Origin of the sequence: Streptomyces sp. NPDC014995, from assembly GCF_043080745.1 — a bacterium.
Classification (GTDB): Bacteria; Actinomycetota; Actinomycetes; order Streptomycetales; family Streptomycetaceae; genus Streptomyces.
Window position 1 is genome coordinate 134,097 of record NZ_JBIBVX010000016.1, and the last position, 25,576, is coordinate 159,672.

At 71.7% G+C, this 25,576-nt stretch carries 20 protein-coding genes and 2 pseudogenes; 9 read left to right on the forward strand and 13 right to left on the reverse strand.

The window, feature by feature from the left end; all coding sequences use genetic code 11:
- Window positions 1-45: 45 nt before the first annotated feature.
- The 6 genes from ACF1A1_RS29780 to ACF1A1_RS29805 form a co-directional block, all read right to left on the reverse strand.
- Window positions 46-1,185: a substrate-binding domain-containing protein gene (locus ACF1A1_RS29780; protein WP_392004165.1), complete on the reverse strand. Its 1,140-nt coding sequence runs from the start codon at window positions 1,183-1,185 to the stop codon at window positions 46-48.
- A gap of 88 nt (window positions 1,186-1,273) precedes the next feature.
- Window positions 1,274-2,398 (reverse strand): ABC transporter permease, encoded by a 1,125-nt coding sequence (locus ACF1A1_RS29785; RefSeq protein ID WP_392004102.1) that lies wholly within the window; start codon window positions 2,396-2,398, stop codon window positions 1,274-1,276.
- Window positions 2,395-3,948 carry a sugar ABC transporter ATP-binding protein gene (locus tag ACF1A1_RS29790; protein ID WP_392004103.1) on the reverse strand — a complete coding sequence of 518 codons (1,554 nt, stop codon included), beginning with the start codon at window positions 3,946-3,948 and terminating at the stop codon, window positions 2,395-2,397. Before ACF1A1_RS29790 ends, ACF1A1_RS29785 begins: the two co-directional genes overlap by 4 nt.
- 135 nt (window positions 3,949-4,083) lie before the next feature.
- On the reverse strand, window positions 4,084-6,993 hold the full coding sequence (locus ACF1A1_RS29795) for a SpoIIE family protein phosphatase (protein WP_392004104.1): 2,910 nt from the start codon (window positions 6,991-6,993) through the stop codon (window positions 4,084-4,086).
- Between the two features lie 114 nt (window positions 6,994-7,107).
- On the reverse strand, window positions 7,108-8,076 hold the full coding sequence (locus ACF1A1_RS29800; RefSeq protein WP_392004105.1) for a cyclase family protein: 969 nt from the start codon (window positions 8,074-8,076) through the stop codon (window positions 7,108-7,110).
- A 501-nt stretch (window positions 8,077-8,577) separates the two neighbouring features.
- Window positions 8,578-9,006 (reverse strand): secondary thiamine-phosphate synthase enzyme YjbQ, encoded by a 429-nt coding sequence (locus ACF1A1_RS29805; RefSeq protein WP_392004106.1) that lies wholly within the window; start codon window positions 9,004-9,006, stop codon window positions 8,578-8,580.
- Window positions 9,007-9,370: 364 nt separating this feature from the next.
- On the opposite strand from ACF1A1_RS29805, the pseudogene ACF1A1_RS29810 reads away from it, so the two are divergent.
- Together ACF1A1_RS29810 and ACF1A1_RS29815 are read left to right on the forward strand one after the other, a co-directional pair.
- Window positions 9,371-9,550: pseudogene (locus tag ACF1A1_RS29810) on the forward strand (ABC transporter substrate-binding protein); the annotation flags it as partial.
- A 125-nt stretch (window positions 9,551-9,675) separates the two neighbouring features.
- Entirely contained in the window at window positions 9,676-10,764 is a 1,089-nt protein-coding gene (locus ACF1A1_RS29815; RefSeq protein ID WP_392004107.1) for an NAD(P)-binding domain-containing protein, read from the forward strand.
- Window positions 10,765-10,835: 71 nt separating this feature from the next.
- Here the strand turns inward: ACF1A1_RS29815 and mltG are convergent, their stop codons facing one another.
- Both mltG and ACF1A1_RS29825 read right to left on the reverse strand, forming a co-directional pair.
- Entirely contained in the window at window positions 10,836-11,693 is an 858-nt protein-coding gene (mltG, locus tag ACF1A1_RS29820; RefSeq protein WP_392004108.1) for an endolytic transglycosylase MltG, read from the reverse strand.
- A 52-nt stretch (window positions 11,694-11,745) separates the two neighbouring features.
- Window positions 11,746-13,557 (reverse strand): ABC transporter ATP-binding protein, encoded by a 1,812-nt coding sequence (locus tag ACF1A1_RS29825; RefSeq protein WP_392004109.1) that lies wholly within the window; start codon window positions 13,555-13,557, stop codon window positions 11,746-11,748.
- A 94-nt stretch (window positions 13,558-13,651) separates the two neighbouring features.
- Between ACF1A1_RS29825 and ACF1A1_RS29830 the strand changes: the two genes are divergently transcribed.
- Complete coding sequence (locus ACF1A1_RS29830; protein ID WP_392004110.1) at window positions 13,652-14,101, forward strand: MarR family winged helix-turn-helix transcriptional regulator; 450 nt, start codon at window positions 13,652-13,654, stop codon at window positions 14,099-14,101.
- Window positions 14,102-14,190: 89 nt separating this feature from the next.
- On the opposite strand, the gene ACF1A1_RS29835 is transcribed toward ACF1A1_RS29830, so the two are convergent.
- Together ACF1A1_RS29835 and ACF1A1_RS29840 are read right to left on the reverse strand one after the other, a co-directional pair.
- Window positions 14,191-15,627, reverse strand: coding sequence for a cation:dicarboxylate symporter family transporter (locus ACF1A1_RS29835; RefSeq protein WP_392004111.1), 1,437 nt, complete (start codon window positions 15,625-15,627; stop codon window positions 14,191-14,193).
- 194 nt (window positions 15,628-15,821) lie between these two features.
- Window positions 15,822-16,040, reverse strand: a pseudogene (locus tag ACF1A1_RS29840) (peptide-N4-asparagine amidase); the annotation flags it as partial.
- A 188-nt stretch (window positions 16,041-16,228) separates the two neighbouring features.
- Between ACF1A1_RS29840 and ACF1A1_RS29845 the strand changes: the two are divergent.
- On the forward strand, window positions 16,229-16,816 hold the full coding sequence (locus ACF1A1_RS29845; protein WP_392004112.1) for a hypothetical protein: 588 nt from the start codon (window positions 16,229-16,231) through the stop codon (window positions 16,814-16,816).
- Window positions 16,817-17,620: 804 nt separating this feature from the next.
- Complete coding sequence (locus tag ACF1A1_RS29850; protein WP_392004113.1) at window positions 17,621-18,106, forward strand: hypothetical protein; 486 nt, start codon at window positions 17,621-17,623, stop codon at window positions 18,104-18,106.
- A gap of 202 nt (window positions 18,107-18,308) precedes the next feature.
- Here the strand turns inward: ACF1A1_RS29850 and ACF1A1_RS29855 are convergent, their stop codons facing one another.
- A complete protein-coding gene (locus ACF1A1_RS29855) occupies window positions 18,309-18,536 on the reverse strand; it encodes a hypothetical protein (RefSeq protein WP_392004114.1) in 228 nt (75 codons plus the stop codon).
- Window positions 18,537-18,763: 227 nt separating this feature from the next.
- Complete coding sequence (locus ACF1A1_RS29860) at window positions 18,764-19,429, reverse strand: hypothetical protein (RefSeq protein WP_392004115.1); 666 nt, start codon at window positions 19,427-19,429, stop codon at window positions 18,764-18,766.
- Between the two features lie 270 nt (window positions 19,430-19,699).
- On the opposite strand from ACF1A1_RS29860, the gene ACF1A1_RS29865 reads away from it, so the two are divergent.
- From ACF1A1_RS29865 to ACF1A1_RS29880, 4 genes are all read left to right on the forward strand, one after another.
- The gene (locus ACF1A1_RS29865; protein ID WP_392004116.1) at window positions 19,700-21,502 is read left to right on the forward strand and encodes an ABC transporter transmembrane domain-containing protein; all 1,803 of its coding nucleotides are present in this window, start codon (window positions 19,700-19,702) and stop codon (window positions 21,500-21,502) included.
- Complete coding sequence (locus ACF1A1_RS29870) at window positions 21,499-23,442, forward strand: ABC transporter ATP-binding protein (RefSeq protein ID WP_392004117.1); 1,944 nt, start codon at window positions 21,499-21,501, stop codon at window positions 23,440-23,442. Before ACF1A1_RS29865 ends, ACF1A1_RS29870 begins: the two co-directional genes overlap by 4 nt.
- A gap of 505 nt (window positions 23,443-23,947) precedes the next feature.
- Window positions 23,948-24,418 carry a DUF5709 domain-containing protein gene (locus tag ACF1A1_RS29875; protein ID WP_392004118.1) on the forward strand — a complete coding sequence of 157 codons (471 nt, stop codon included), beginning with the start codon at window positions 23,948-23,950 and terminating at the stop codon, window positions 24,416-24,418.
- A 51-nt stretch (window positions 24,419-24,469) separates the two neighbouring features.
- Complete coding sequence (locus ACF1A1_RS29880; RefSeq protein ID WP_392004119.1) at window positions 24,470-24,724, forward strand: type B 50S ribosomal protein L31; 255 nt, start codon at window positions 24,470-24,472, stop codon at window positions 24,722-24,724.
- A gap of 27 nt (window positions 24,725-24,751) precedes the next feature.
- Here ACF1A1_RS29880 and ACF1A1_RS29885 read toward each other — a convergent pair whose 3' ends face one another.
- On the reverse strand, window positions 24,752-25,546 hold the full coding sequence (locus ACF1A1_RS29885; protein WP_392004120.1) for a metal-dependent hydrolase: 795 nt from the start codon (window positions 25,544-25,546) through the stop codon (window positions 24,752-24,754).
- Window positions 25,547-25,576 lie beyond the last annotated feature (30 nt).

Genomic DNA, 25,576 nt, shown 5'->3' on the forward strand with positions numbered 1-25,576 from the left:
GGGGGCGTCGGCCGGCTCCCCCGCCGCCAGTCCCCGACGCCGCTGTCACTTGCCCCAGATCTTCCGGTACGCCTCCTGGTACCCCGACGGGTTCCAGGTCGTGGCGCCGTCGCTGTTGCCGGCCGTGGTGATGTGGACGGGGGCGACATATCCGCTGGCCGGGCGGCCGGAGAAGGCCCGGTTGAACTCGTCGACGATCTGCCAGCCCTGCAGGGTCAGCGGCTCGGGCACGGTGGCCGCCTGGTACTGCTCGCTGTTGATGCGCTGGAAGGCGGAGGGATCGCCGTCACCCGCGCCGATGTTGAAGGGCGGGCCGGAACCCTTCTTGCCGGCCGCGCGGAACGCCGGGGCCGCGTCGGCGAAGTACAGGTCGTTGATGGCGACGGAGTGGGTCCACCTGTCCTGGAAGCGGGAGAGGAGCGAGGAGACCTCCCGGGGCGTGCGGCTGCTCGCGTCCGGGATCGGGATGTTCTGGTACGCCAGCAGCTTCACGCCCGAGCAGGTGGCGAGTTCCTTCCTGATCAGTTCGGACTTGTTCCTGGCGAAGGGGATCGAGGCGTCGGTGAAGATCACGACCCCCGCGGTGCCGTGGGAGTCCGAGATGACCCATTGCGCGCTGACCCGGGCCACGTCCTCGACCTCGGTGGTGACGTTGGTGAAGAGCTGGGGCCGTCGGCTGGGGCCGGGGGAAGCGACCGCGTGCCAGCCGATGAGCGGGATGCGTGCCGCGTTGGCCCGGGCCACCTGCTGCGAGGTCGAGTTGGGGTCGAAGCCTCCGATGACGATGCCCGAGGGCCTGAGCGCCACGGCATCGCTCATCGCCGCCTGGATGCCGGCTGGGGTACCGCCGCCGTCGATCACCCGGACGTTCCAGCCGATGACCCGCGCGGCTTGCCGCACGCCGTTCGCCGCGCCCGCGACTCCGGGGTTGGTCATGGTCTGGGCGACGTAGACGATGGTCCTGCCGGCCACCGCCCCGGGGCCGCTGGTCGGTCCGTTCCAGGGGACGTCGGTCCGCTCCGCCCGGCTGACGGCGGCCTGGGCCCTGGCCTGGACCGCGGGGCAGCCGCTCGGGCCCGAGGTGGAGTCCGCCGGGTCACTCGACGAGCCGCGTTCGCATCCGGCCAGGAGGATGGCCGCGGCCAGCAGGGTGGCGGCGGACCGGGCCTTGAAGCCGCCGGGCATGGCCTTGCGGTTGTCGTTCACGAAGGCTCCTCGCGGGGGATGAGCGCAGACATGTGGCCGAGCGCGGTGGTGATGACCGCGGCCTGGGTCATGGGGTGCCGCCCGCCGTGCCGTCGTCCCGCGTCGGGGAGGGCGGCGGCTCGGGCGTCACGGCGGGCGAGTCACGGGCCGCGACGGCGCCGGTGCGCAGCCGGCGGCGAGCGGCGTAACCGGCCAGGCCGACGGCGAGGAGCAGGGTGCCGCCGTGGAACAGCGGGATCGTCCAGAAATCGGCGCCCATCTGGCCGATGCCGGTGAGACCGACGGCGAGGACGGCGACGGCGACCACGGTGCCCATGGCGTTGGGCCGGCCGGGTTTGATCGCGGTGGAGCCGAGGAGGGCGCCGACGAAGGCGGGCAGCAGATAGTCGAGGCCGACGCTCGGATTGCCGATCTGCTGCTGGGCCGCGAGCAGCACTCCGGCGAAGCCGACGATCAGCCCCGAGGTGGCGAAGGCGCAGACGGTGTACTTGCGGATCGGAATGCCGACGAGGTCGGCGGCGCGTGGGTTGGACCCGACGACGTACAGGTAGCGGCCGAGCGGCAGCCGTTCCAGCACCAGCCAGAGGGCGACCGCGAGCGCGAGGACGTAGAAGGCGGGGACCGGAAGGCCGAGGAAGGTGGAGTTGTAGAGGTCGGTGAAGGCGGCCGGAAGGCCTTGCGGGCCGGGGACGATGCGGCCGCCGTCGGTGATCCAGCCGGTGAGCGCGTACAGCATGCTGCCGGTCCCGAGAGTGGCGATGAACGAGTCGATCCGCCCGAACTCGACGACGACACCGTTGAGGACTCCGACGACGCCCCCTCCGACGATCACCACGAGGCAGGCGAGCGGCCAGGGCCACCCCTCGTGGACGACGAGCTGCATCACCATGACGTGCGCCAGGCCGAGCCCGTAGCCGATGGAGAGGTCGAACGCTCCGGTCACGATGGGGACCATGGCGGCGAGCGCGAGAACGGCCGGGATCGACTGGTTGGACAGGATCGAGTCGACGGTGTCCAGGGTGGGAAAGGTGCGCGGCAGCGTGAGGGAGAAGATCAGGAAGAGCAGGGCGGTGAGGGCCAGGAGGCCGTAAGCGCCGACGAGGTGCCCGCCCGGGCGGCTCGGCCCGTCCCGTCGGCCGAGTCGGCCCAGCAGGTCCCGTCGACGCGGTGGCGGGGAGGGCGGGGCGGTCATGGGCTCGTCGCGGTCGCGGAGGGAGGCATGGCCGAAGCCGCCCTGGTGAGCCCCGCGGCCGTGAGGGCCGGACCGCTCAGCTCGGCCGTCACGGACCCGCGGACGAAGACCAGGGCGCGTCGGCACACGCCCGCGACCTCCTCGAAGTCGGTGGAGATGAGGAGAACCGCGAGACCGGCGGCCAGCGCCTCGTCGAGCAGTCGGTGGATGGCGGCCTTGGCGCCGATGTCCACGCTCGCCGTCGGCTCCTCGAGGATCAGCAGCCGCAGGCCCACCCGGAGCCACCGGCCGATCATGACCTTCTGCTGGTTTCCGCCGGACAGGGTGGCGATGGTCGCCTCGCTGTCGCGGGGACGCACCGCGAACCGTTCGACGAGGGTGGCGGCCTCGGCGCGTTCGCGGCGGGGGCTGATCCAGCGTGGCGCGGACCGGCCGCCGGCACGGGGGTTGGCCAGGAGGTTCTCCCGTACGGTCAGCTCGGCGAGGCAGCCCTCCCGCTGTCGGTCGCCGGGGACGAAGGCGACACCCAGCGCGACGGCGTCGGCGACCGTACGGGGACGGTACGGGCGGCCGCCGAGGAGGGCGCGTCCGCCGAGCAGGGGCTCGGCACCCGCGAGGGCGCGGCCCAGGTCCATGTGTCCGGCGCCGGAGAGGCCGACCAGACCGAGGACTTCTCCGGCCCTGAGCTCGAGGTCGACCGGTCCCGCGCCGGCTGTCCGTGCGCCGTCGAGGGTCAGGACGGCCGGGCCGCCGGCCGGGACCGTGGCGGGGCGGTGGCCGGCCAGTTCCTCGCCGACGATGTCGTGCACCAGGCGGGCAGGGGTGTGGTCCGACAGCGAGCCGTGGCTGACGAGGTGGCCGTCGCGCAGGACGGCGAAGGTGTCGGCGACCTCGTACACCTCGTCCAGGCGGTGGCTGACGTAGAGGATGCCGTGCCCGCGGTCGCGCAGGGCGTGCAGGACGTGGAACAGCCGGGCGCAGTCGGCGGCCGGGAGGCGGGCGGTCGGCTCGTCGAGGACGATGAGTTTCGCCCGTGCCGCCAGTGCTCGTGCGATGGCGACCAGGGAACGCTCGGCCGGGGGTAGCTGGGCGATGGGTGCGTCGGGATCGAGATGTCCGGCGACGATCCGCAGGGCCTCGGCGCACCGCTCCCGGGTCCGCCGCCAGGAGATCAGTCCGGCGCGGCGTGCATATCCGGTGCTCAGGGCGATGTTCTCGGCGACCGTCATCCACTCCACCAGACCGAGATCCTGGTGGATGAAGGACATGCCGCGGGACGCGGCATGGCTCCCGAGCGGGTGCCCGTCCACCGTGATCCGCCCCGAGTCGGCGTGGTGGACGCCGGCGAGCACCTTGATGAGCGTGGACTTTCCGGCTCCGTTGGGACCGAGGAGGGCGAGGACGCTGCCGGCCTGGACGTCGAGGTCGACTCCGGCCAGCGCCACGGTCCCGCCGAACCGCTTGGCGAGCCCGCGGATACGGACCAGAGGTTCCGTCCCCGGGGGCGGAACCGTCTGCGCAGAGGTGTCGTGGGTGTCGTGCACGGACATCTCCGGGGGGTCGGCCTGGCGAGTTCTTCCGACGTGTGTCAGCGATCCTAGCCGGATATATCACAGCATTTCAGGCATCTTGCCGGTCTCGGTGACTCCAACGGGCCAGTGCGTGCCGCCCCGCCGTTCAGTCCCTCAGACGCCGTCGAGTCCGCATTCGGCCCAGATGACCTTGCCCTCCGGCGTGTAGCGCGTGCCCCAGCTCTGTGCCAGCTGGGCGACGAGGAACAGGCCGCGACCGCCTTCGTCGGTGCTGGCCGCCCGCCGCAGATGCGGGGCGGTGTTGCTGGTGTCGGAGACCTCGCAGATCAGTGTGCGGTCGTGCAGCAGCCGTACCCGGATGGGCCCGGCACCGTGGCGGATGGCGTTCGTGACCAGCTCGCTGAGCATCAGTTCGGCGGCGAACGCGGCCTCGTCGAGTCCCCAGTCGACCAGTTGCCGGGTGGCGGAGGAACGGACCTCGCTGACGAGGGCCGGGTCCGCGGGCAGGTCCCAGGTGGCGATCCGCCGGGGGTCCAGGGCGTGGGTGCGGGCGACGAGCAGGGCGATGTCGTCGCAGGGGTGGGCGGGCGCCACGGCGTCGAGGACCGCCTGGCAGGTCTCGTCGGGCGCGCGCTCCGGATGGGCCAGGGCCCCGCGCAGCTGGTCGAGCACCACGTCGACGTCGCGGTGGCGGTCCTCGATCAGCCCGTCGGTGTAGAGCACCAGCTGGCTGCCTTCGGGGAGGTGGATCTCTGCGGCTTCGAAGGGCAGGCCCCCGAGGCCGAGCGGGGGCCCGGCGGGCAGGTCGGGGAACGACACGGTGCCGTCGGGGCGGACCAGGGCGGGCGGGGGGTGGCCGGCGCGGGCCATGGTGCACTGCTGCGAGGTCGGGTCGTAGATGGCGTACAGACAGGTCGCGCCGATGATGCCGGTGGCCTCGGCGGCGGCGTCCTCGCGGTCCAGGCGTCCCACGAGGTTGTCGAGGTGGGTGAGGACCTCGTCCGGGGGGAAGTCGAGTTCGGCGAAGCTGCGTGCGGCCGTACGCAGCCGGCCCATGGTGGCGGCGGAGAGCATGCCGTGGCCGACGACGTCGCCGACGAAGAGGCCGACGCGGGTGCCGGACAGGGGGATGACGTCGTACCAGTCTCCCCCGACGTCGGATTCGGCGGGCAGGTAGCGATGGGCGACCTCGGCGGCGTCCTGGTCGGGCAGTCCGTGCGGGAGCAGGCTGCGCTGGAGGGCGAGGACCATGGTGCGTTCGCGCGTGTAGCGCCGGGCGTTGTCGATGGACAGCGCCGCGCGGTTGGCGAGCTCCTGGGCCAGCGAGCGGTCGTCGTCCCCGAAGGGGGCGGAATCCTCCGCGCGGTAGAAGCCGACGGTGCCCAGCACGACGCCGCGGGCGACCAGGGGCACCGCGATGAGGGAGTGGACATGGCTCAGCAGTTGTCCGGAGTGCTCGGCGTCCTGCGCGAGCCAGCCCGCGGCGGCCTTCAGATCCGGTTCCAGCACTGCCTGCCCGCTGGTCAGGCACCGCAGCTGAGGCGCTGTCGGACCGTAGTCGACCCGCTTGCCGACCGGGCTGAAGGGACAGTCGTCGCGGATGCCGTGGACCACCGTCCGGCGCAGGTCACTGCGGGGATCGGCGGACTCCTCGCCGCGCAGGACGGCCTCGGGCAGGTCGATGACGACGAAGTCGGCCAGTCGCGGCACCGCCGTCTCGGCGAGTTCCCGGGCGGTGCGGCGCACGTCCAGGGTGGTGCCTATGCGGGTGCTGGCCTCGGACAGCAGCTCCAGTCGGCGCCGCGCGGCCAGGGCGTACGTCCCCACGTGCGGCTCCCCCACCATCACGAGCCCTCTCGCGGGTGGCGGGGAGTCGGCATGATCGTCCGGCCCTGCGTCGACGTCGGTGGTCGTCACGCCCGCGTCGCCCGCGGTTGCCCGGCCGGGTGCCGTGGCGGGAAGGTGCGCGGGCGGCGGGGTGACGGAGGGTTGCGCGGGCGGCACGACGGCGGGGGCGGCGCCGGAGAGCGGGAGGACGAGGGCGACGGCGGGTCCGGCAGGTCCGGCGGGGAAGCCCAGGAGCGGCTCGTCGAACTGGCGCGGGATGGCGAGGGGCTCGCGCGGTGAGGGGCCGGGGAGGACCGCCTCGATGGCGATGCCCTCCACTCCGGAGGCGCTGGTCATCGGGCGGCTCACGAGGGTGATCCGCCGGCCGTCGGGCAGGGGCACGTCGACGGCGGCCCGCTGCGCGCGGGAGATCAGCTCGGCGGCCTTCTCCATGAGGATCGCCCGGTCACGGGAGTTCAGCTCCAGAGCCAGCTGCTCCACCCGGATGCGGTGGTGAAGGCCTGCGGCGGCCTCGGCCCCGGTGTCCAGGTACGTCCGCAGCAGAGCGCGCTCCCGCGCGGAACTCTGCCCCAGCAGCCTCCGCTCGATGGCCTCGGCCGCCTTGCGTATCACCGTGGCCAGCCCCGGGTTCTCGGCGCTGCGCGGATAGCCGAAGCACAGGACGCCCTCGATGCGGCCGCTGAGCGGATCGCGGAAGGGAAGCGCGCGGCAGGCGCTTTCCTGGGAGCGCTCGGCGAAGTGCTCGGCACCGTAGACCCGGATGAGCCGGCGCTCCGCCAGGGCGAGGCCGATGCCGTTGGTACCGGCGAACTGCTCGGCGAAGACGAACCCCGGGACGGTCTGGATGGCCGGCAGGGCTCTGGCCAGGGACGCCTCGCCGAAACGGCGCAGGAGGACGGTTCCGCTCGCGTCGGCGACGGAGATGTTGATCGCGGTGCCGGCGAAGGTGTACTGCAGCCGGTCGAGCACCGGCACCGCGGCGCGCACGACCCGTCCGTCGGGATCGAAATCCTCCCGGAAGGGAAGGCCGGACTGGTCCGGCGAGAGACCCAGGATCCGGCAGCGCCGCCAGGAATCCAGGATCGACGTCCGCACACCCGCCTCGACCGGCTCCCCCTGGAGAAAACGCTCACGGAAACGGGAGGGCCCCGTGCCGTCTGTCGCACGCCCCGCACGTATCGGTTCGCCGCCGGACCGATCCACGCTCCGCCTCATGCCTTCGATAATCCACTCTTCGGGAAATATCCAGCATTGACGAGGATACGGACAAAAGAGGCGGTAGTCACGATTTGTATGGCTCTTCACGTGCGGTGACCGGGCCGTGATCCGTCAGAGGACCGCGACCGGGTTGACGGGCGAACCCGTCCCGCCCGGGACGTTCAGCGGCGCCACCACGAGCAGGAACGCATGCCGCCCCGCCTCGGCAGTGGCGGCGGAGAGCTCTTCCAGGTCGAGGTTGTCCAGAAGCGGCACCCCCATCGCGGCCACGGCCAGGGCGTGGACCGGCGAGTGCACACCGTCCACGGGCGAGGGCCGTACATCGCTGTCGCCGTCTCCGCCGAGCAACGCGATGCCACGCTCGGCCAGCAGCGGTACGGCGTCCACGTGGAAGCCCGCGCTCGCCGTATCGGGGTCCCAGGCACCGAGTTCCGCACGTCGGCGGCCGTGCCCGGAGCGCAGCAGTACCGCGTCTCCCTCGCCGATCGTCACATCGAGCGCCTTCTCGGCGGCGACGATGTCCTCGGCGTGCACCGCCTGCCCCGGCTCCAGCCAGGGGATGCCGAGGACGGCGGGGAGGTCGAGGAGCACACCGGTCGTGACGAGGGGCCCGAGCGTCGACACCGCGCCGAAGCGGGCGCCCGCGGCGTCGACGGCCTCGTGTGCCGTGCGGCCGCCGTAGAGCCGCCCCCGGTAGGCGACGTGGCAGAGCGCGTCGAGATGTGTGATGCCCTTGCCGTGGTAGTCGGCGGCGAGGAAGTCCTTGTAGGTGGAGGGTTCCGGCGCCTCCACGTCACCGAGGTCGGTCATGTGGTGCAGGGCGGGCTTGCGGTTGCCGGGACCGGGTCGGGTGTTCCAGGGCAGCGCCAGCGGGACGACCGTCGCGGACCGCACTCCGGCTGCGGCCCGCCGCACATGGTCCGCGGTGACACGGTTCCACGCACCGCGGTCGGCCGGGGACCAGCGATCCCACGTGCGCACCGCATCGAAGAGTGCGTCGAACTCCCGGCGGGAGACGGCAGGCCCGTTGCCGGTACCGGCCGGCCGGGGATTCGGGGCATGGGCGGAACTCGAGCTCATCCGTACTCACCGCTCCCAGCTTCGGAACGGCTCCGACGGCAGGACGTCACCGGGCGCGACACGGATCGGACTTCCGGGATGTGCGCCCGGCTGACGTCACGGCGTCGACGCCGTGACACGGAAGAGGGTCGTCCTCGTGATCAGAGATCCAGCTTCGCACATGCACGCGGTGGCCTCGGAGGGTCGCGCCCGCCGGGACCGCGGGTGCCGTCGGCGGCCCGCGGTCGTCCGCGGGCCCGCCCCGGGATGCGAGGGGCGGCCGGCCGTCGCCACCAGGGGGTCGGCGCGACCGGCGCGCGTATCACGGCGCACCAGCGTCAGCCGCTTCGGCATCGGCCGCTTACGACTGCCAGAAGGCGAAGCCGTCGTCACGAGGGGCGGCTCAGGCCGCCCGCCGGCGGGCCGGGTGCCGGCCGGAACGGCGCAGCCGGTCGCCAGGCCGCCGATCCCCGGGCCTGCACACACCGGGCCGGCGGCGCCGAGGAGGATCCGCTCCGAGGATCACACACCCCCGAGGAAGCTCAGCCGCACCTGACGGTCGGGATTGTCCCGATTGGTGTCCACCAGGCACACCGACTGCCATGTCCCCAGCTCCAGCCTGCCGTTCACGACCGGCAGGGTCGCGTGGGGCGGGACGAAAGCCGGGAGGACGTGGTCGCGGCCGTGGCCGGGGCTGCCGTGGCGGTGCTGCCAGCGGTCGTCGGCGGGGAGGAGGGTGTGCAGGGCGGCGAGCAGGTCGTCGTCGCTGCCGGCGCCCGTCTCGATGATCGCGATGCCGGCCGTGGCGTGCGGGACGAAGACGTTCAGGAGGCCGTCGCGGCCGACCGCCGCATCCCGCAGGAAGGACTCGCAGTCCCGGGTGAGGTCGACGATCCTCTCCTGTGAACCGGAGGCGATGTGCAGTACTCGGGTGGTGAACGCATCTGCCATGCCCCCATCCTGACCCATACGCCGGATTCCACACCCGACCGACCGCCCGACCCGTGATACGCGCGGTCCGTTGGGCGAGACGCCCGTTGATCATGGCCACGCCACCTGGCTACTACGTTCGGCGGCATGTCGTGTTCAGCCCTGCTCACCACGCGCGGTCGCATCGACCTGCTGCGGGTGGCCTCCGCCACGTGTCGCCGCGGCCGCTGACGCCTTCTCACTCCCGCTGCCGCTGACGCCTTCTCACTCCCGCTCCCACCTCCGGGTTCCCACCTCGACCCGCCCTGCCCACCCTGCCCGCACGCCGGTCGCGCCTCCCGACCGTGCCGCGGCGGCGACGAGGTGCGCCCGCCCGTTCCCATCCACGCGGATCGCGGTCGCGGTCGCGGTCGACGAGCCCCTCGTCGCCTCCGAGCACGAGATCGCCGACTCGCTCACCGGGTTGAGGCTCATTCCACGGAAGGTCCACTTCGGCGACTTCGTGGACCGGCGGTACAACGGCGACCTGCCCACCTCGACCAGTCGGCCGCGCGTGTCCTCGTAGCTGCTCGTGGGCCGCCCTCGTAGCTGCTCGTGGGCCGTCCTCGTGGGTCGTCGCAGGTTCTCGTGGCGGCGGGCCCGCGGGACGGCCGCGGGAAGATCCACGGCCTCGGCGGTGTTGGTGGAAGCGTGAACAACACACGTGAGGTCGAGGTGGTCGTCATAGGCGCCGGTCAGGCGGGCCTGGCCGGCGCCTATCACCTACGGCGCTCCGGTTTCGCGCCGGAGCGCGACTTCGTGGTGCTGGACCACTCCCCCGGCCCGGGCGGCGCCTGGCAGTACCGGTGGCCCTCACTGACGTACGGCAAGGTGCACGGGATGCACGCCCTGCCCGGTATGGAGCTGACGGGCGCGGACCCGGCGCGGCCGTCGTCCGAGGTCGTCGCCGGGTACTTCGACCGCTACGAACGCGCCTTCGACCTGCGCGTGCGGCGGCCGGTGGACGTGCGGGCCGTGCGCGAGGGGGCCGGTGGGCGGCTGCTCGTGGAGACCTCCGACGGCACGTGGTCGACGCGGGCCCTGATCAACGCGACCGGCACCTGGGACCGGCCGTTCTGGCCCCGCTACCCCGGACAGGAGACCTTCCGCGGACGGCAGTTGCACACCGCGCAGTATCCGGGACCCGAGGCGTTCGCCGGGCAGCGGGTGGTCGTGGTGGGCGGCGGAGCGTCCGGTACGCAGCACCTGCTGGAGCTCGCCCCGTTCGCGGCCGCCACCACCTGGGTGACGCGGCGCCCGCCCGTCTTCCGCGAGGGCCCCTTCGACGAGAACGCGGGCCGCGCCGCGGTCGCCCTCGTGGAGGAGCGCGTACGGCAGGGGCTGCCGCCGAAGAGCGTCGTCTCCGTGACGGGGCTGCCGCTCAACGACGCGATCCGGCAGGGGCTGGCGGACGGGGTGCTCGACCGGCTGCCCATGTTCGACCGGATCACCCCGGAGGGCGTGGAGTGGCAGGACGGGCGGCGGGTGGACGCCGACGTCATCCTGTGGGCGACCGGCTTCCGGGCCGCCATCGACCACCTGACGCCGCTGCGGCTGCGCGAGCCGGGCGGCGGTATCCGGGTGGAGGGCACGCGCGCGGTCGGCGACCCGCGCGTCCACCTCGTCGGCTACGGCCCGTCCGCGAGCACCATCGGCGCCAACCGGGCCGGCCGCGCGGCCGTACGGGACATCAGGCGGCTGCTCGCCCGGCGCGCCGAGGAGCCGGTCGCCGCCGCCTGACGCCCCGCCCGGTCACCGGGCCGTGCGGGCGGGCGGGCCGTACGGACGTGCGGTCAGCGGGACTGCCGCGGTCACCGGGACTTCGACGGGCTCTGCGAGACCTTCGGGCTCCGCTGGTTCCGGTTGAACTCGGCGACGTTGCGCTGGTGTTCCGCGTAGTTCGCCGTGAAGCGCGTGTCGCCCGGCTTGACCGTGACGAAGTACAGCCAGTCACCCGGGGTCGGGTTGATCGCGGCCTGCATCGCGTCCTCACCGGGATTGTCGATCGGCGTCGGGGGCAGTCCCATGCGCTGGTAGGAGTTGTAGGGGCTCTCGATGCGGGTGTCCGCCGCCGTCGTCTTCACCGTGGAGCGGTTCAGCGCGTAGTTGATGGTGGAGTCCATCTGCAACGGCATGCCGCGCGCCAGACGGTTGAAGACGACCCGGGCCACCTTGCCCATGTCCGCCTTGGTGGCGGCCTCGGCCTGGACGATGCTGGCGATGGTCACCGCCTGGTAGACGTTCATCGCGTTGCGCTGGGCTCCGGCGGCGATCGGCGCTCCGTTGAACTTCTTGTTCGCCATGTCCACCATCTGCTTCAGCAGCGCCTGGGGCGTCGGCTTCTCGTCCAGCGGATACGTCGCCGGGAAGAGGTAGCCCTCCGGGTTGCCCTCGGCGTCGATCGGCAGCCTCAGGTCGGCCGTCGGCAGCGCCTTCCTGGTGGTGCCGGCGGGCAGGGCGAGGACCTTGTCGACGGCCGCGTAGACCTGGCTCGCGCGCCAGCCCTCCGGGATCACCAAAGACGTCGGCTTCTTCTCCTCGTGGCTGTCCGGACTCAGCAGCGGCACCGCCACGGCGGTGCCGGCCACGACGGCTCCGGTCGCGATGAGGGCGAGACGGCCCCGGCGCGTCAGTCGAATCGTGTTCCGTGGCGGAGTGTTCATCTGCATGCGGGCACGGTAACCCGCATATCGCCATAAAACCGGCATACCTGGCATATCTTCATCTTGTCGGCTCCAGTCGGGCATCCCTGCGCACCAGAGCCGCGTACCGTCCGCCCCGCGCCAACAACTCCTCGTGCGTCCCCCGTTCGGCCACCCGGCCGGCGTCCAGGACCACGATCTGGTCGGCACTCCGAATGGTGGACAGCCGGTGGGCGATGGTGAGCGTGGTGCGGTTGGCCGAGAGCGCGTCGATGGCCTCCTGGACCGCGTGCTCGGTGCGGGTGTCCAGGGCGCTGGTCGCCTCGTCGAGGATCAGCACCGGCGGATCGCGCAGGATGGTGCGGGCGATGGCCAGACGCTGCTTCTCCCCGCCGGAGAAACGGTGGCCGCGCTCGCCGACGACCGTGTCGTACCCGTCGGGCAGGGCGGCGATGTGATCGTGGATCTGGGCCGCCCGCGCCGCCGCGTACAGCTCCTCGTCGGTGGCGTCCGGCTTGGCGAAGCGCAGGTTCTCCGCGACCGAGGCGTGGAAGAGGTACGTCTCCTGCGAGACGACGCCGACCGCGCGCGCGAGGGTGTCGAAGTCGAGGTCGCGGACGTCGACGCCGTCGAGGGTGACCCGGCCGTCCGTCACGTCGTACAGACGCGGCACCAGGTAGCCCAGCGTGGACTTGCCGGCGCCCGTCGGACCGACGATCGCCAGACTGCCGCCCGCCGGGACGGTGACGTCGATGCCGTCGAGGACCGGCCGGGCCGTGTCGTCGTCGTTGTCGTAGCGGAACTCCACGTCCTCGAAGCGGATCTCGCCCTTGACCCGGTCGAGGCGGACCGGGTCGGGGCGCTCGGTGATGTCGACGGGGAGGTCGAGGTACTCGAAGATGCGCTGGAAGAGCGCGAGCGAGGTCTGGATCTGCACGCCCGTCGACAGGAGGCTGACGGCGGGGCGGAACAGGCCCTGCTGGAGCGAGACGAAGGCGACGATCGTGCCGAGCGAGACGTCCGGGCCGCCGAGCTGGAGTGCCATGCCCGCGGCCCAGTAGATGAAGGCCGGCATGGCGGACATGACGATCCCGATCACGGCCATGCGCCACCGGCCGGCCATGTTCGACCTCACCTCGAGGTCGACCAGCCGCTCGGACTCGTCGGCGAAGGACCGGGTGAGGGAGTCGGCGCGGCCCATGGTGCGGCCGAGCAGGATGCCGCTGACCGACAGGGACTCGGTGACGGTGGCGGCCATGGCGGCCATCTGCTTCTGGCGCCGGGTGGTGATCTTCCTGCGTTCGTCGCCGACGCGGCGGCTGATCCACACGAAGACCGGCAGGAGCAGCAGCGAGACGACGGTCAGGCGCCAGTCGAGGGCGACCATGGCGACGATCGTGGCGAGCACGCTGGTGAAGTTGGAGACCAGGGAGGTGGCGGTGGAGGTGACGGTCGCCTGCATGCCGCCGATGTCGTTGGCGATGCGGGACTGCACCTCGCCGGTGCGCGTGCGCGTGAAGAACGCGAGGGACATGCGCTGGAGGCGGCCGTAGACGGCGGTGCGCAGGTCGTGCATGACGCGCTGGCCGACCGTCGTGGAGATCAGGGTCTGCAGGACGCCGAAGACGCCGGCGAGGACGGCGCTGAGGATCATGCCGAGGGCGAGCAGGCTCAGCAGGCCCGTGCGCCCCTCGGGGATGGCGACGTCGAGGATCTCCTTGAGCAGGAACGGCGTGGCGACCGAGACCAGCGACGAGGCGGCGACCAGCAGGCCGACGACCGCGAGCCGGCCGCGGTAGGGGCGGAAGAGCTTCAGGATGCGGCGCACCTGGCGGGGCTGTTCTCCGGCGTCGCCAGGTGGGGTCCAGGGGTCCGGTCGGTCGGGGTGCATGGGCTCCTACGGTGAGGTGAGTGAGCGGGACTGAGGGAGCGTAGCTCATTGTTACCTATACTCACAATGAACAACATCCTGATATTGTTCCCGCATGACCACCCCCGATCCCGACGGCGCGCTCGCCGAGCAGCTGCTGAGGTTCACCCGCCGGGTGCACCGCATCCAGAAGCGCCATCTGGAGCTGTCCGAGCTGGGCGTCACCCCGGCCCAGTCCCGCCTGCTGCGCACTCTCGCCCACTTCGGCGCGCCACCCCGTATGGCGGACCTCGCCGAGCGCCTGGAGGTCGTTCCGCGTGCGGTGACCACGCTGGTCGACGGGCTGGAGGCGAGCGGCAAGGTACGCCGGGTCCCGGATCCGACGAACCGCCGGGTGATCCGCATCGAGCTGACGGACGAGGGCCGCGACTCGCTGCGCGAGCTGCGCCGGGCGCGCCAGTCGGCCGCGCGGGAGATCCTGGCTCCGCTGACCGACGTGGAGCGGGCGGTGCTCGGGGAGTTGCTGGACACGTTGATCGACGGGACCGCGGCACAGCGGTGCTGAGCCGCCCCTGGCCCGTCAACGGAGACGGGCCGCGGCCACCACCGCGTACTGCCGCAGTGGTGGCCGCGACCCGTGTGCCCGAGACCGCGTCAGCTCGCCCCGGATGCGGGCTCCTTGGCCGTCGGCTGGGCCGGCACGCCCGCGGCGGAGACCTCTTCGGGAGCGGGCGGGGTGGCGGGGGCCCCCTCGCCGACCGGGGGTTCGGAGCCGCCCTTGTCCTCGTCCTCCCCGGGCGGGATCTCCCGGTCCAGCACCTTCCTCGCCCGGTCCATGTCCAGCGCGCCCTCCCAGCGGGAGACGGCGAAGACCGCCACGCAGTTGCCGAGCAGGTTCGTGACGACACGCATCGAGTCCATGATGCGGTCCACGCCCAGCAGCAGGGCGACGGCACCGGCGGGGATGGCCCCCAGCGAGGAGGCGGTCGCGGACAGGGCGAGGAAGGCCGAGCCGGGGATGCCCGCCATACCCTTGCTGGTCAGCATCAGCACCAGGATCACGGTGATCTGCTGTCCCGCGCTGAGGTCCACGCCCACGGCCTGGGCGATGAACAGCGTGCCGATGGACAGGTAGAGCGAGGCGCCGTCGAGGTTGAACGAGTATCCCGTCGGCAGCACCAGGCCCACCGCGTCGTCGCGGGCACCGGCCTTGCGCAGCTTCTGCATCACCCGCGGCATGACGGATTCGGTGGAGGCGGTGCCGAGCGCGAGCAGCATCTCCTCACGGATGTAGCGCAGGAACTTCCACAGGCTCAGCCCGGCGACCATCCGCAGGGCGACCGCGAGCAGCGCGATGAACAGCGCCGCGGCCACGTAGCACAGGATGATCAGCTTGGCGTACGTCTTCATCACGCCGAGCCCGTACTGGCCGACCAGGACGGCCATCGCGCCGAAGACGGCGATCGGGGCGAGCCGCATGACGAAGCCGACGACGGCGAAGATGATCTCCTGGGCCTGCTCGACGGCGGGCAGGACCTGCGGCACCTTGGTGTGCCCGAGGTGCAGCAGGGCCGCCCCCACCAGGCAGGCCAGCACCAGCACCTGGAGCAGGGAGTTCTCGGCGAAGGCGCCGATGAAGCTGGTGGGCAGCGCGTTCACGACGAACTCGGTCGTCGAGGGCAGTGAACCGCCGCCCGTCTTCGCGTCGACCGCCGAGGCGTCGAGCGTGGACGGGTCGACGTTCATCCCCGAGCCGGGCCGGACAACGTTGGCAGCGACCAGACCGATGATCAGGGCGGCCGTGGACGCGACCTCGAACCAGATCAGGGCCTTGAGCCCGATCCGGCCGAACGCCCTCAGGTCACCGGCCTTGGCGATGCCGACGACGACCACACAGAACACGAGCGGCGAGATCACCGTCTTGATGAGCCGGGTGAAACCGTCGCCGAGCGGTTTGAGGTCGGTGGCCACGTCGGGCCACAGCCTTCCGACGACGACTCCGAGGACGAGCGCGCAGGCGACCTGCGCGAAGAGAGAGGTACGCAGCATGCGTGCGGCGCGTCGCGGCAGGGACGGTACGGACTGCGGCACGAGCACTCCTAGAAGGGACGACGACTCACGGAAGCCGAGCGGGACTTCTGCGATACGGAAAGCAGTTTCCGTGGAGATCCACTCTGGTGGGTGAGTCGCTCGCGGGGAAGACCTCCGCGTTTCCGACGCGTAAAACCGCCTCGAGTGACACACCGCACGCACACAAGTCCCAGTACCTGCCACACATCACGGTTCCGCCGGCCGCCCTCGGTGTCCACCCGGTGTTCCGAACCGGCCGTGCGGGTGCGGGAGTCGGTGAGGTCGCCCGCCTCCCGCCGGACGAGCCGCCCGCCCACGACGGACCTGGCCGCGTCCTGCCGGGCCGGGTCCTGCCGGACGAGCACGTTGACCGGTGCGCTCCAACCGCTCCGCCCCTCGGGCACGCCCACGACGGACACCTCGACGGTGTGGGGCTCGGTGACGGGCGGCGCGGCGGGGAGGGGGTCGTGCCGGTCGGTGCCGAACTCGGCGGGCGCGTCGGCGGGTTGGCGGATCGGTGACGAGGTCGGGGTCTCGGTCGCGGCGGTGCCCGCGATGACGCGTCTCCTCGCCATGACGGGAAAGAGGACTTCCGGCCCAAGCGGGCCCGGACCACCCGGTCGTGACCGCGTCTGCCCGGACCGCCGTCGACTCGCAGGCGGTGATCGGCGAGCTGGTCGCCGCGGTCGAACCGGATCTGCCGCCGGAGATCGTCCAGGCCGCGATAGCCCAGTTGGTCCGGGCCAAAGCGGCCGCCGTCCGGCTGGCCCGGGTCCTCGACGGCGATCCCAGTCTGCTGACCTCGGGCCGGGCCGAAGGCCCGGCTTCGGTCGAGCGCTTGATTCGCCTCTTGCAGGAGGGCGGCGCCGTCCACGTTGTCCGCCCGCCCTGCGCGCTCTGCGGCAACCTCGCGCCGCTGACGAACACCCACTACTCCGGACTGCGGATCTGTTCTTCATGCGGCAACTACCGCACGCGGGCAAAGGGTTGGTCCTGCAGAGCCTGTGGCAACGGCGAGACCCCGCGCTACGGTCTGGATCGCTTCGGCCGTGAGGTCTGCCGCTACTGCTTCAAGTCCGACTGCACTGAGGCCCCGGTCGCCGACCTGCTGAGCCACCTGTCCGGCCTCGGGCTCGACAACGCCCTGCTCAAGACAGTGATTACTGAGGTCACCGGGGAGCAGATGTCCAGAACGAGCCGGGCCTCTTGATGGGACAGGCTCCCCACTACTCGCCGCGGACCGTGCTGCTGATCGACCGGCTACATCGGGCCGGAGCCGAGGGCGTTCCGGCACCGAAGTGCCCGCGCTGTGACCGCGCGGTCCGGCTGACGCACTCGATCAAGCGGATGCGGGTCTGCGGGACCTACTACAACCGCGCGAAGGCCGAGCCTTGCGAGTGGTGCGGACGCCATCGCCCGGTCGCCGGTCGCGACGAGGACGGAGCCCCGATCTGCATCACCTGCCGCCGGGGGGAGCCCGCCGGCCAGGAAAAATGTGGTGTCTGCGGTCGGCTCGATGCCGTCGCAGCCCGCACCGCCGACGGGCCGCTCTGTGGTGTCTGCCTCAAACCGCCGGTGGTCCAGTGCGGCTTCTGCGGCAAGCTCCGCGGCTGCATGTTCGCCAAGACCGACGCCCCTCGCTGCCGGGCATGCTCACGCAAGCTGGAGCCCTGCACCGACTGCGGACGCCCCTCCCGCGTTACCGCCGGACCGCGCGGGGACCCATCTGCGAGAACTGCTGCGAGAAGGCCCCCGAGGCCCAAAAGCCCTGCCAGCAGTGCGGAACGGTCGAGCGGCTGTTCCACTTCGGGCTCTGCCGCCGGTGCGCAGGCGAACGACGAAGGATCTGGAGGACCGCCGCCTGATCACCGCGTTCGTCCGCTGGGACCGCATCGCTCGCATTCGGCGACGGGCCCGCGGCAAGTCGATCTCCGCCTAAACAAACGACATCGTCCAGACCCAGATCGCCAAGGCCATCAACTTCCTGACCTGGATCAAGGACCACGGGGAGACGTTGGCGACCTGCCAGCAGCCCCTCATCGACCTCTGGCTTACTTCGGCAGACCACCAAGGCCCTTACGATGCAAGGCCGTTCGTCCGCTGGGCGGTCTGCAGCAAGTTCGCCACCCGTATCAGCATCCCCACCAAGCCACAGCGGATCTTCCACCGCCCGCTCGACGCCGACGAACGTTGGGCGACCGCCAGACGGCTCCTGAACGACGACTCCATCGAGACCAGGGACCGCGTCGCCGGGCTGATGGTTCTGCTCTATGGCCAGTTCCCCGCGAGGACCTGCCGCCTGACCGTCGACCACGTCATCCACGACGAGAACGGCGTCGCCCTCCGTCTCAACAAGATCCCGCTGAGGATCCAGCCGCCCATGGACAGCCTGGTTCTCCAACTCGTCGACATCGCACGCGACCACGAACGCACAGTGATGTCGAACGAGCTCAACGTGCCTGGTTCTTCCCATCGCTGCAGATGCCCGGAAGGCCGATGACCGGCCGGAATCTCGGTCGACGACTCCGCAGCATCGGGCTTCCTTCTGGAGCGGGACGATGCTCGGCCTTGCTCGACCTCTGCACACAGATCCCTCCAGGGGTTCTCCAACGCCTGCTGGGGATCAGCCCTTCGGCTGCCGAGCGCTGGGCGGCCGGGGCCGTCAGAAACGCCTACGCAGCAGAGATCGCCAGATCAGACCCTTAAGGGCGAATAGCCGCAGCAGGGATGCCGGACTGCCGAAGCGCGCGAGCCAGGTACTCCATCTCGGGAAGCGTTCCTGAATAGTCACCATCCAACACACGGCGCAGCACAGCCCTGGCGTTCATCAGGTCAATGCCGAGCGCGACCCGCAGCACGCGCATGATGGCGACGCTCGTCGTCGGCGGAGTGCTCACCCGCAGCCACGCGGGTCCATGCTCGGAGAGCATCTGGTCCCGCCGTTCTGCCGGTACAGCGCCACCGCACGCGGCTACAGCAAATCCGCAAGTGATACAGGTTGACTCAACGTCCCAGCGCAACCGGCCATCCACCAGGGCCTGAACTCCCCAGCACTCCAGCTCCGCATCGCAGTCCTGGCACACAGCGGAGTATCTGACGGATTCAAAGACCGACTGCTCCACATCTACCCCCAACCGAGACGAGGTTAACGACAAGGTCAGTCATCGTCGTCCACGCCTCCTCGCAGTCCCCACTCATCGAGGCCGGAGTAGATCACTGCGATGCGGCCCCTGGGGAAGTCGAGTGACGTGGCCTCCCCGGTGTATAGAGCCACCAGTGAGTCGGGCCCTCTCCACCAAGTGTCTGCGAGGCCCATCACCTCGCGCACCGGCGCGTAGCCGTTCAGCTTGATGGCATCGACGTCATCGCCGACGAGCTTGGTGACCTGTTTTGCCCACATAGATGCGTGGTGAGCCAAGGCGAGCGATTCCACCCAGCCCTCGATGGTTGCGTGGAGGGGTGCCCACCTCTCTGCCTGGATTCCGAACTCGCCAGACGGACTGATCATGAATGAGTAGGGGACTGCGGTCCGCTGCATCCCGGCTTCGAACCACCACCCTGCGCAGTCTGCTTCAGGGGAGTCCGGATCGAGGTACTTGGGGCCTCCGTCGTACTGCGGTGCGGGTGGCAAGAGCAGACCGCCCCATCGCTCTTGGTAGGCCGCCATTCGATCGATCAGCGCTGCTGGGATGTCCCGCTCAAGCCACCACTGCCTGTGCCCCTCGACGGGGCGAACATCGACCTTGACGCCATGCGTGCCGACAAAGGATCGCGCTCGTCGGGTCAGGCCGTCGGGCACATCGTTGATGAGGTGAAGATTCACCCGAGGGACGCTACCCAGTAGTCATGGGGAGAGTATGCCCGGGCCAGCCTCCGTGCCCAGAAGCGGCTCTCGCCCGGTCCACGGCCCTCTCCCTCACGTCTGAATATCCGAAGCTGCCAATAGCCGGCGTGGAAAACCGGTTGATTTTGACCACCCCGCGACGCGAACCTTTCACGGTTTGTTACCGCCACTCCTCGCGGACTCCCCCACCGTCCGTTGTCCCCTCGCCCCCTCCCCCCTTTCACTCCTGACACGAGCCACTGGGACGTCATGCAGATCCAAGACCTTCCGTATCCCGACCCAGGTATGCCGGACGCACGCTCGGGGCCTCGCTTCATGTGGTGGCTCGGCCGCAACCAGCTCGGCGGCCAGTTCAGATCACTGGCCTGGGGACTGCTGCACTTCGTGGCCGTCTCGGCGCAGCCGTTCTGCGTCGGGTTCGCCGTCGAGGCCGTCGTCGACCGCTCCGGCTCGCGGCTCGCCCTCGCCGGCGCGCTGATGGCCCTGTTCGGCGCGGCCACCGCCATCGGGGACACCTTCCTGCACCGCGCCGCGGTCACCAACTGGATCACCGCGGCCGCCCGTATCCAGCAGCTCCTCGCACGCAAGGCCGCGCAGCTGGGCTCCGCGCTGAGTCGGCGGGTCGCCGCCGGCGAGGTCGTGGCCGTCTCCACCGGAGACGTCGAGAAGATCGGCTGGTTCGTGGAGGCCGTGTCGCGGTTCACCGCCGCGGCCCTCACGGTCCTGCTGGTCTGCGTCGGCCTCGTGGTCTACCAGCCGGCCCTCGGCGTGGTGGTCGCCGTGGGCCTGCCCGTCGTCGCGTTCGCGGTGCTGCCCCTGCTGCCCCGCGCGACCCGTCGGGCCGACTTCCAGCGCGAGAAGGCCGGACGCGCCACCGAACTGGCCTCGGACACCGTGGCCGGCCTGCGGGTGCTGCGCGGCATCGGCGGCGAGGAGCTGTTCCTCGACCGCTACCGACGCGCCTCCCAGGAAGTCCGGCACGCGGCCGTGCGCAGCGCCCGCATGTGGTCCCTGATCACCGCCATCCAGGTACTGCTGCCGGGCCTGCTGCTGATCGCGGTCGTGTTCTACGGCGTCCATCTGGCCCGCGAGGGCCGGATCTCCGTCGGTGAACTCGTCACCGTCTACAGCTCCGTGATGGTCCTGACCTATCCCCTCAGGCACTTCGAGGAGATCGCGATGGCCTACTCCTTCTCCCGCCCGTCGGCGAAACGGGCCGCCCGCGTGCTGTCCCTGGAACGCGTCACGGACGTCGGCGGATCACGCGCGGCGGACCTTCCCTCCGGCGACCTGTACGACCCCGCCACCGGACTGCTCGCACCGGCCGGCCGCCTCACCGCCGTGGTGTGCGGCGACCCCGACGCGGCCGGGCGGCTGGCGGAACGCCTGGGCGGACACCCCTCGGAGAACGGCCCGTCGGTGCTGCTCGGCGGAGTTCCGCTGGACGAACTGCCGCTGGACTGCGCGCGCACCGCCGTCCTCGTCCAGGACAAGGACCCGGTGCTGCTGTCCGGTTCGCTGCGCGACCTGCTCGACGTGCCGGCCTCGGGCGACGTCGACGCGGCGGCGGCACTGGCGGCCGCCCAGTGCGGGGACGTGCTCGAGGCGCTCGTCCAGGGCTCCCTCGACGCCGACGACCCGATGGACGCACGCATCACCGAACGCGGCCGCTCCCTGTCCGGCGGCCAGCGCCAGCGGCTGGCCCTGGCCCGGTCGCTGTTCACCGACCCGGAGGTCCTCGTCCTGGACGAACCCACCTCCGCCGTCGACTCGCACACCGAGGCACGGGTGGCCGAGGGGCTGCGAGAGCTGCGGACCGGGCGCACGACGGTGGTGTTCACCTCGTCCCCGCTGCTCCTGGACCGCGCGGACCGGGTCGTCCTCGTGGACGAGGGCCGGACCGCGGCGGTCGGCGTCCACCGCGACCTGCTGCGCACCGAGCCGCGCTACCGCGCGGTGGTGACCCGGGAGACCGACGAAGAGGCCGCGCTGAGCGGTGTGTTCAAGGAACTCGAGAACAACGAACTGCGAGAGATCGAGGAGACCGCATGATCGGCGTGGCGCCACCGGCGTACGACCCGGCGGCACCGACCACGGCCAACACGCTGCCGGTCGGCGCCCCCGCGACCGTACGCGCCTACGTGGCGGAACTGTTGCGCCGGCACCGGGGCGCCTTCCTGCTCCTCGTCGCCGTCAACACGGTCGCCACGGTCGCCTCGATGGTGGGCCCGTGGCTCCTGGGCGACCTCGTGGAACGGCTGTCCGGCGGGACGCGCGAACTCCATCTGGAGCTGACCGCCGCCCTGTTCCTGCTCGCCCTGCTCGTCCAGGCGGCCTTCGTACGGCAGGTGCGGCTGCGCGGCGCGATGCTCGGCGAGCGGATGCTGGCCGACCTGCGCGAGGACTTCCTCGTACGGTCGGTCCGCCTGCCGCCGGGCGTGCTGGAACGGGCCGGGACGGGCGACCTGCTGTCCCGCATCACCACGGACATCGACCGGCTGGCCAACGCCATGCGCGAGGCCGTCCCCCAGCTGACGATCGGCGCGATGTGGGTGGCGCTGCTGCTCGGCGGGCTCGTCGTCACGGCACCGCCGCTGGCGCCGGCCGTGCTGGTCGCGGTGCCACTGCTGGTGGCCGGCTGCCGCTGGTACTTCAGGCGGGCGCCGTCCGGCTACCGCTCGGAGGCCGCCGGGTACGCCGCCGTGGCCGCCGCCCTCGCCGAGACCGTGGACGCCGGGCGCACCGTGGAGGCTCACCGCCTCGGCGACCGCCGCGTCGAGCTGTCCGAGCTGAGGATCAGGCAGTGGACGGCCTGGGAGCGGTACACGATGTGGCTGCGGTCGGTGCTCTTTCCCGTCATCAACGTCGTGCACGTCACCGTCCTCGGCTCGGTTCTCATGCTCGGCGGGGCGTTCGTCCTGCAGGGCTGGATCGGCGTCGGCCAGCTCACGACGGGCGCGCTCCTGGCCCAGATGCTCGTCGACCCGGTCAACCTGATCCTGCGCTGGTACGACGAGCTGCAGGTGGCGCAGGTGTCGCTGGCCCGCCTCGTCGGGGTGCGCGACATCGAGCCGGACGCCGGGGACGCCGCGCTGGAACCGGACGGCCGTGACGTGCTCGCCGACCGGGTCCACTTCGGCTACCGCGAGGGCGTCGACGTCCTGCGCAAGGTGTCGCTGGAGGTCGCTCCCGGCACCCGGCTGGCCCTGGTCGGCCCCTCGGGCGCGGGCAAGTCCACACTGGGCCGGCTCCTCGCCGGCATCTACGCACCGAGGGACGGCCGGGTCGCCCTCGGCGGGGCCGAACTGTCCCGCATGACCGCCGAACGGGTCCGCTCGCACGTGGCGCTGGTCAACCAGGAGCACCACGTCTTCGTGGGCTCGCTGCGCGACAACCTCCGGCTCGCCCTGCCCCACCCCCGGCTCCGGGCCGACGAGGACGCCCCGGCCCCGGAGGACGCCGAGGACGTGCCGGCCGGGTCGGAGCCCGAGCGCCCCGGCCCGGTGGGCCACGGCACGATCGGTGCCGTGGACGCGGTGTCCACCGCGGACGCCGAGGACGCCGAGGACGTGGAGGACACGGAGGACGCCCGGCTGTGGGCCGCGCTGGCCGCGGTGGACGCGGACGGCTGGGCCCGCGCGCTGGACGACGGCCTCGACACCGAGGTCGGCTCGGGCGGGCTGGCGCTCACCCCGGCCCAGGCCCAGCAGATCGCGCTGGCCCGGCTGGTGCTGGCCGACCCGCACACGCTGGTCCTCGACGAGGCGACCTCACTGCTCGACCCACGCGCCGCCCGTCACCTGGAGCGGTCCCTGGCCCGCGTCCTGGACGGCCGCACCGTCATCGCCATCGCCCACCGCCTCCACACCGCCCACGACGCCGACGTCATCGCCGTCGTCGAGAAGGGCCGTATCAGCGAACTCGGCAGCCATGCGGACCTGGTCGCGGCGGGCGGGGCCTACGCGGCGCTCTGGCGGTCTTGGCACGGGTGAGCGGGGTGACACTGCGGCCGGTGCCGGGACCGGGAGCCCATGCCGACGCTGGGCCTGGACGCGGTTTCTGTCCGGTGCCGGGGCGGACCTCGGGGACGGGGCCCGTACCGGCGCCGGTGCCGGGGCGGACCTCGGGACAGAGCCCGTGCCGACGCCGACGCCGGTGCGGAGTCAGGCGCCGGCATGGGCATCGGGGCCGGGGTCGGCCTCTGGCGGGCCGGACTCCGTTTCCGGCCCGCCAGAGGCCGACCCCGGAAGGCGTTGGACGGGACTCGGGAGGCGTCGGAGGGGGCGGCTGGGCCCCGCCCCCGTGCCCCGCTTCGGCCGCCGCACCCCCGCTGCCGTTGCGCGTCCCCGAAGCGGGGTGGAACGCTGGAGAGCGGCACCCGCGGATGGCAGCGGGGCTGGTCCGTCCGGCACCTGCCACGCTCGGCCGGTGCCCCGTGCGGCGGTCTCCCACCGCCGACCGCGGTGAGGACGGGCCCGTCACCTCCTGGAGGTACCCGTGAACAGCGACGAAGGATGGGGGGACGACGTCTACCAGCCCGACGCATCCGAGATCCAGGACGACGCGGGACTGCTCGACGCGGAGGACACGCTCGAGAACGACGGTGTCGGCGACCCCCTGGACCGGGGCTGGTCGCCTCCTGAGCGGCCCTGGGCCGTGGAGCACACCGGCGTGACGGCCGCCGAGCGCCGGCAGGGCGAGACCCTCGACCAGCGGCTGGCGGAGGAACTGCCCGACCCGGTCGTACCCGACGGCGACGGTCTCGGTGACTGCGACGGCACCGACGGGGAACTCCTGGACAACGAGGTCGGCTCCGTCCGCTCCGGTCGGCTCGTGGCACCGGACGAGGGAGCCCACGAGGACGAGGAGAGCGCCCTGGTCGCCACGGACGTGGGCATCGACGGCGCGGCCGCCTCGGCTGAGGAGGCCGCGATGCACATCGTCGACGAGGAGGCCGTGTCCGGCTGACGCGGCCGCCCCGGGTCCGGCCCGCTCTCCCCCACCGCACGAGGAGCACCCATGCAGCAGGACAAGCACCCCGACTACCACCCGGTCGTCTTCCGTGACCGCGCCGCCGGTTACGCCTTCCTGACCCGGTCCACCGCGACCAGCGCGCAGACGATCGAGTGGGACGACGGCGAGACCTACCCGGTCGTGGACGTGGAGATCTCCTCGGAGAGCCACCCGTTCTACACCGGCAAGGCCCGCACGGTGGACACGGAGGGCCGCATCGCCCGCTTCGCGCGCCGCTACGGCGAGGGCACGCCGACCTGAGCCGCCCCCCCCGGCCGAGGGCGGGGTTCAGATGACGTTGAGCGCGGCCGCGCCGCCCACTCCCCCGAGCACCATGAACACCGGCATCAGCACCCTCAGCTCGACCCAGCTGCCCGCCCGGAACCGCATCGCCTTGGGCGGACCCACCGGGTACCAGCGCTTGCGCCCGATCGGGATGGGCCACAGTATCGGGCAGCCCGAGACGGTCAGCGCGTCGCCGATGTCGTGCACGAGGGCGCCCAGCAGGATCGGCAGGCCCAGCCACAGGTACTGCTGGCCGGGCTCGGTGAACAGCCAGTCCGCGCCGTTGCCGGGCTTGTCCAGGACCCCGGCCAGGATCCACGCGCTGGTCGCCGCCAGCAGCCACACCAGTACGTCGCTGCTGGAACCGCGCGTCGCCCGCCACAGCAGGCCCTCGATCGCCAGCACCATGTGCACGAAGAGGATCGCCAGCACCGCCCACCGGCCACCGGTGATCGCCAGCACCGAGGTGCCCGCGCCGATCATGACCGCCCACAGCCAGGTGTGCGTCAGCGTGCGGTGCCCGCCGGAGCGACGTGGGTCGCCCTGCTTCTTCGTGCCCTTGTAGACGGCGTAGGAGAGCTTGTCCACGACCTCGCACAGCCAGCGCGAGACGGGACCGAAGGCCCGGGAGATGGTCGCGGCCTTGTGGTCGAGATCGGGAGCGAGCGCGGCGCCGGCACAGATGAGCGCACCGCACAGGAGGACCGGCCAGGGCATCGTGTGCCCGGCCGCGGCGGCCGCGGCACCGACGCCGAGCCAGGCGGCGGCGCCCGACAGTGAGTGTGCTGGTCCCATCATGGCCGTTGCCCGCCCCATTCCTCGTGTACC

Excerpts from the sequence above, each read along its gene's own strand:
- ACF1A1_RS29830 (WP_392004110.1), top strand. The coding sequence starts at position 13,652 with ATGACCACCCCCGATCCCGACGGCGCGCTCGCCGAGCAGCTGCTGAGG.
- ACF1A1_RS29780 (WP_392004165.1), bottom strand. The coding sequence starts at position 1,185 with ATGCCCGGCGGCTTCAAGGCCCGGTCCGCCGCCACCCTGCTGGCCGCG.
- ACF1A1_RS29865 (WP_392004116.1), top strand. The coding sequence starts at position 19,700 with ATGCAGATCCAAGACCTTCCGTATCCCGACCCAGGTATGCCGGACGCA.
- ACF1A1_RS29870 (WP_392004117.1), top strand. The coding sequence starts at position 21,499 with ATGATCGGCGTGGCGCCACCGGCGTACGACCCGGCGGCACCGACCACG.
- ACF1A1_RS29880 (WP_392004119.1), top strand. The coding sequence starts at position 24,470 with ATGCAGCAGGACAAGCACCCCGACTACCACCCGGTCGTCTTCCGTGAC.
- ACF1A1_RS29800 (WP_392004105.1), bottom strand. The coding sequence starts at position 8,076 with ATGAGCTCGAGTTCCGCCCATGCCCCGAATCCCCGGCCGGCCGGTACC.
- ACF1A1_RS29825 (WP_392004109.1), bottom strand. The coding sequence starts at position 13,557 with ATGCACCCCGACCGACCGGACCCCTGGACCCCACCTGGCGACGCCGGA.
- ACF1A1_RS29805 (WP_392004106.1), bottom strand. The coding sequence starts at position 9,006 with ATGGCAGATGCGTTCACCACCCGAGTACTGCACATCGCCTCCGGTTCA.
- mltG (WP_392004108.1), bottom strand. The coding sequence starts at position 11,693 with ATGCAGATGAACACTCCGCCACGGAACACGATTCGACTGACGCGCCGG.
- ACF1A1_RS29795 (WP_392004104.1), bottom strand. The coding sequence starts at position 6,993 with ATGAGGCGGAGCGTGGATCGGTCCGGCGGCGAACCGATACGTGCGGGG.
- ACF1A1_RS29790 (WP_392004103.1), bottom strand. The coding sequence starts at position 3,948 with ATGTCCGTGCACGACACCCACGACACCTCTGCGCAGACGGTTCCGCCC.
- ACF1A1_RS29785 (WP_392004102.1), bottom strand. The coding sequence starts at position 2,398 with ATGACCGCCCCGCCCTCCCCGCCACCGCGTCGACGGGACCTGCTGGGC.
- ACF1A1_RS29855 (WP_392004114.1), bottom strand. The coding sequence starts at position 18,536 with ATGCTCTCCGAGCATGGACCCGCGTGGCTGCGGGTGAGCACTCCGCCG.
- ACF1A1_RS29885 (WP_392004120.1), bottom strand. The coding sequence starts at position 25,546 with ATGATGGGACCAGCACACTCACTGTCGGGCGCCGCCGCCTGGCTCGGC.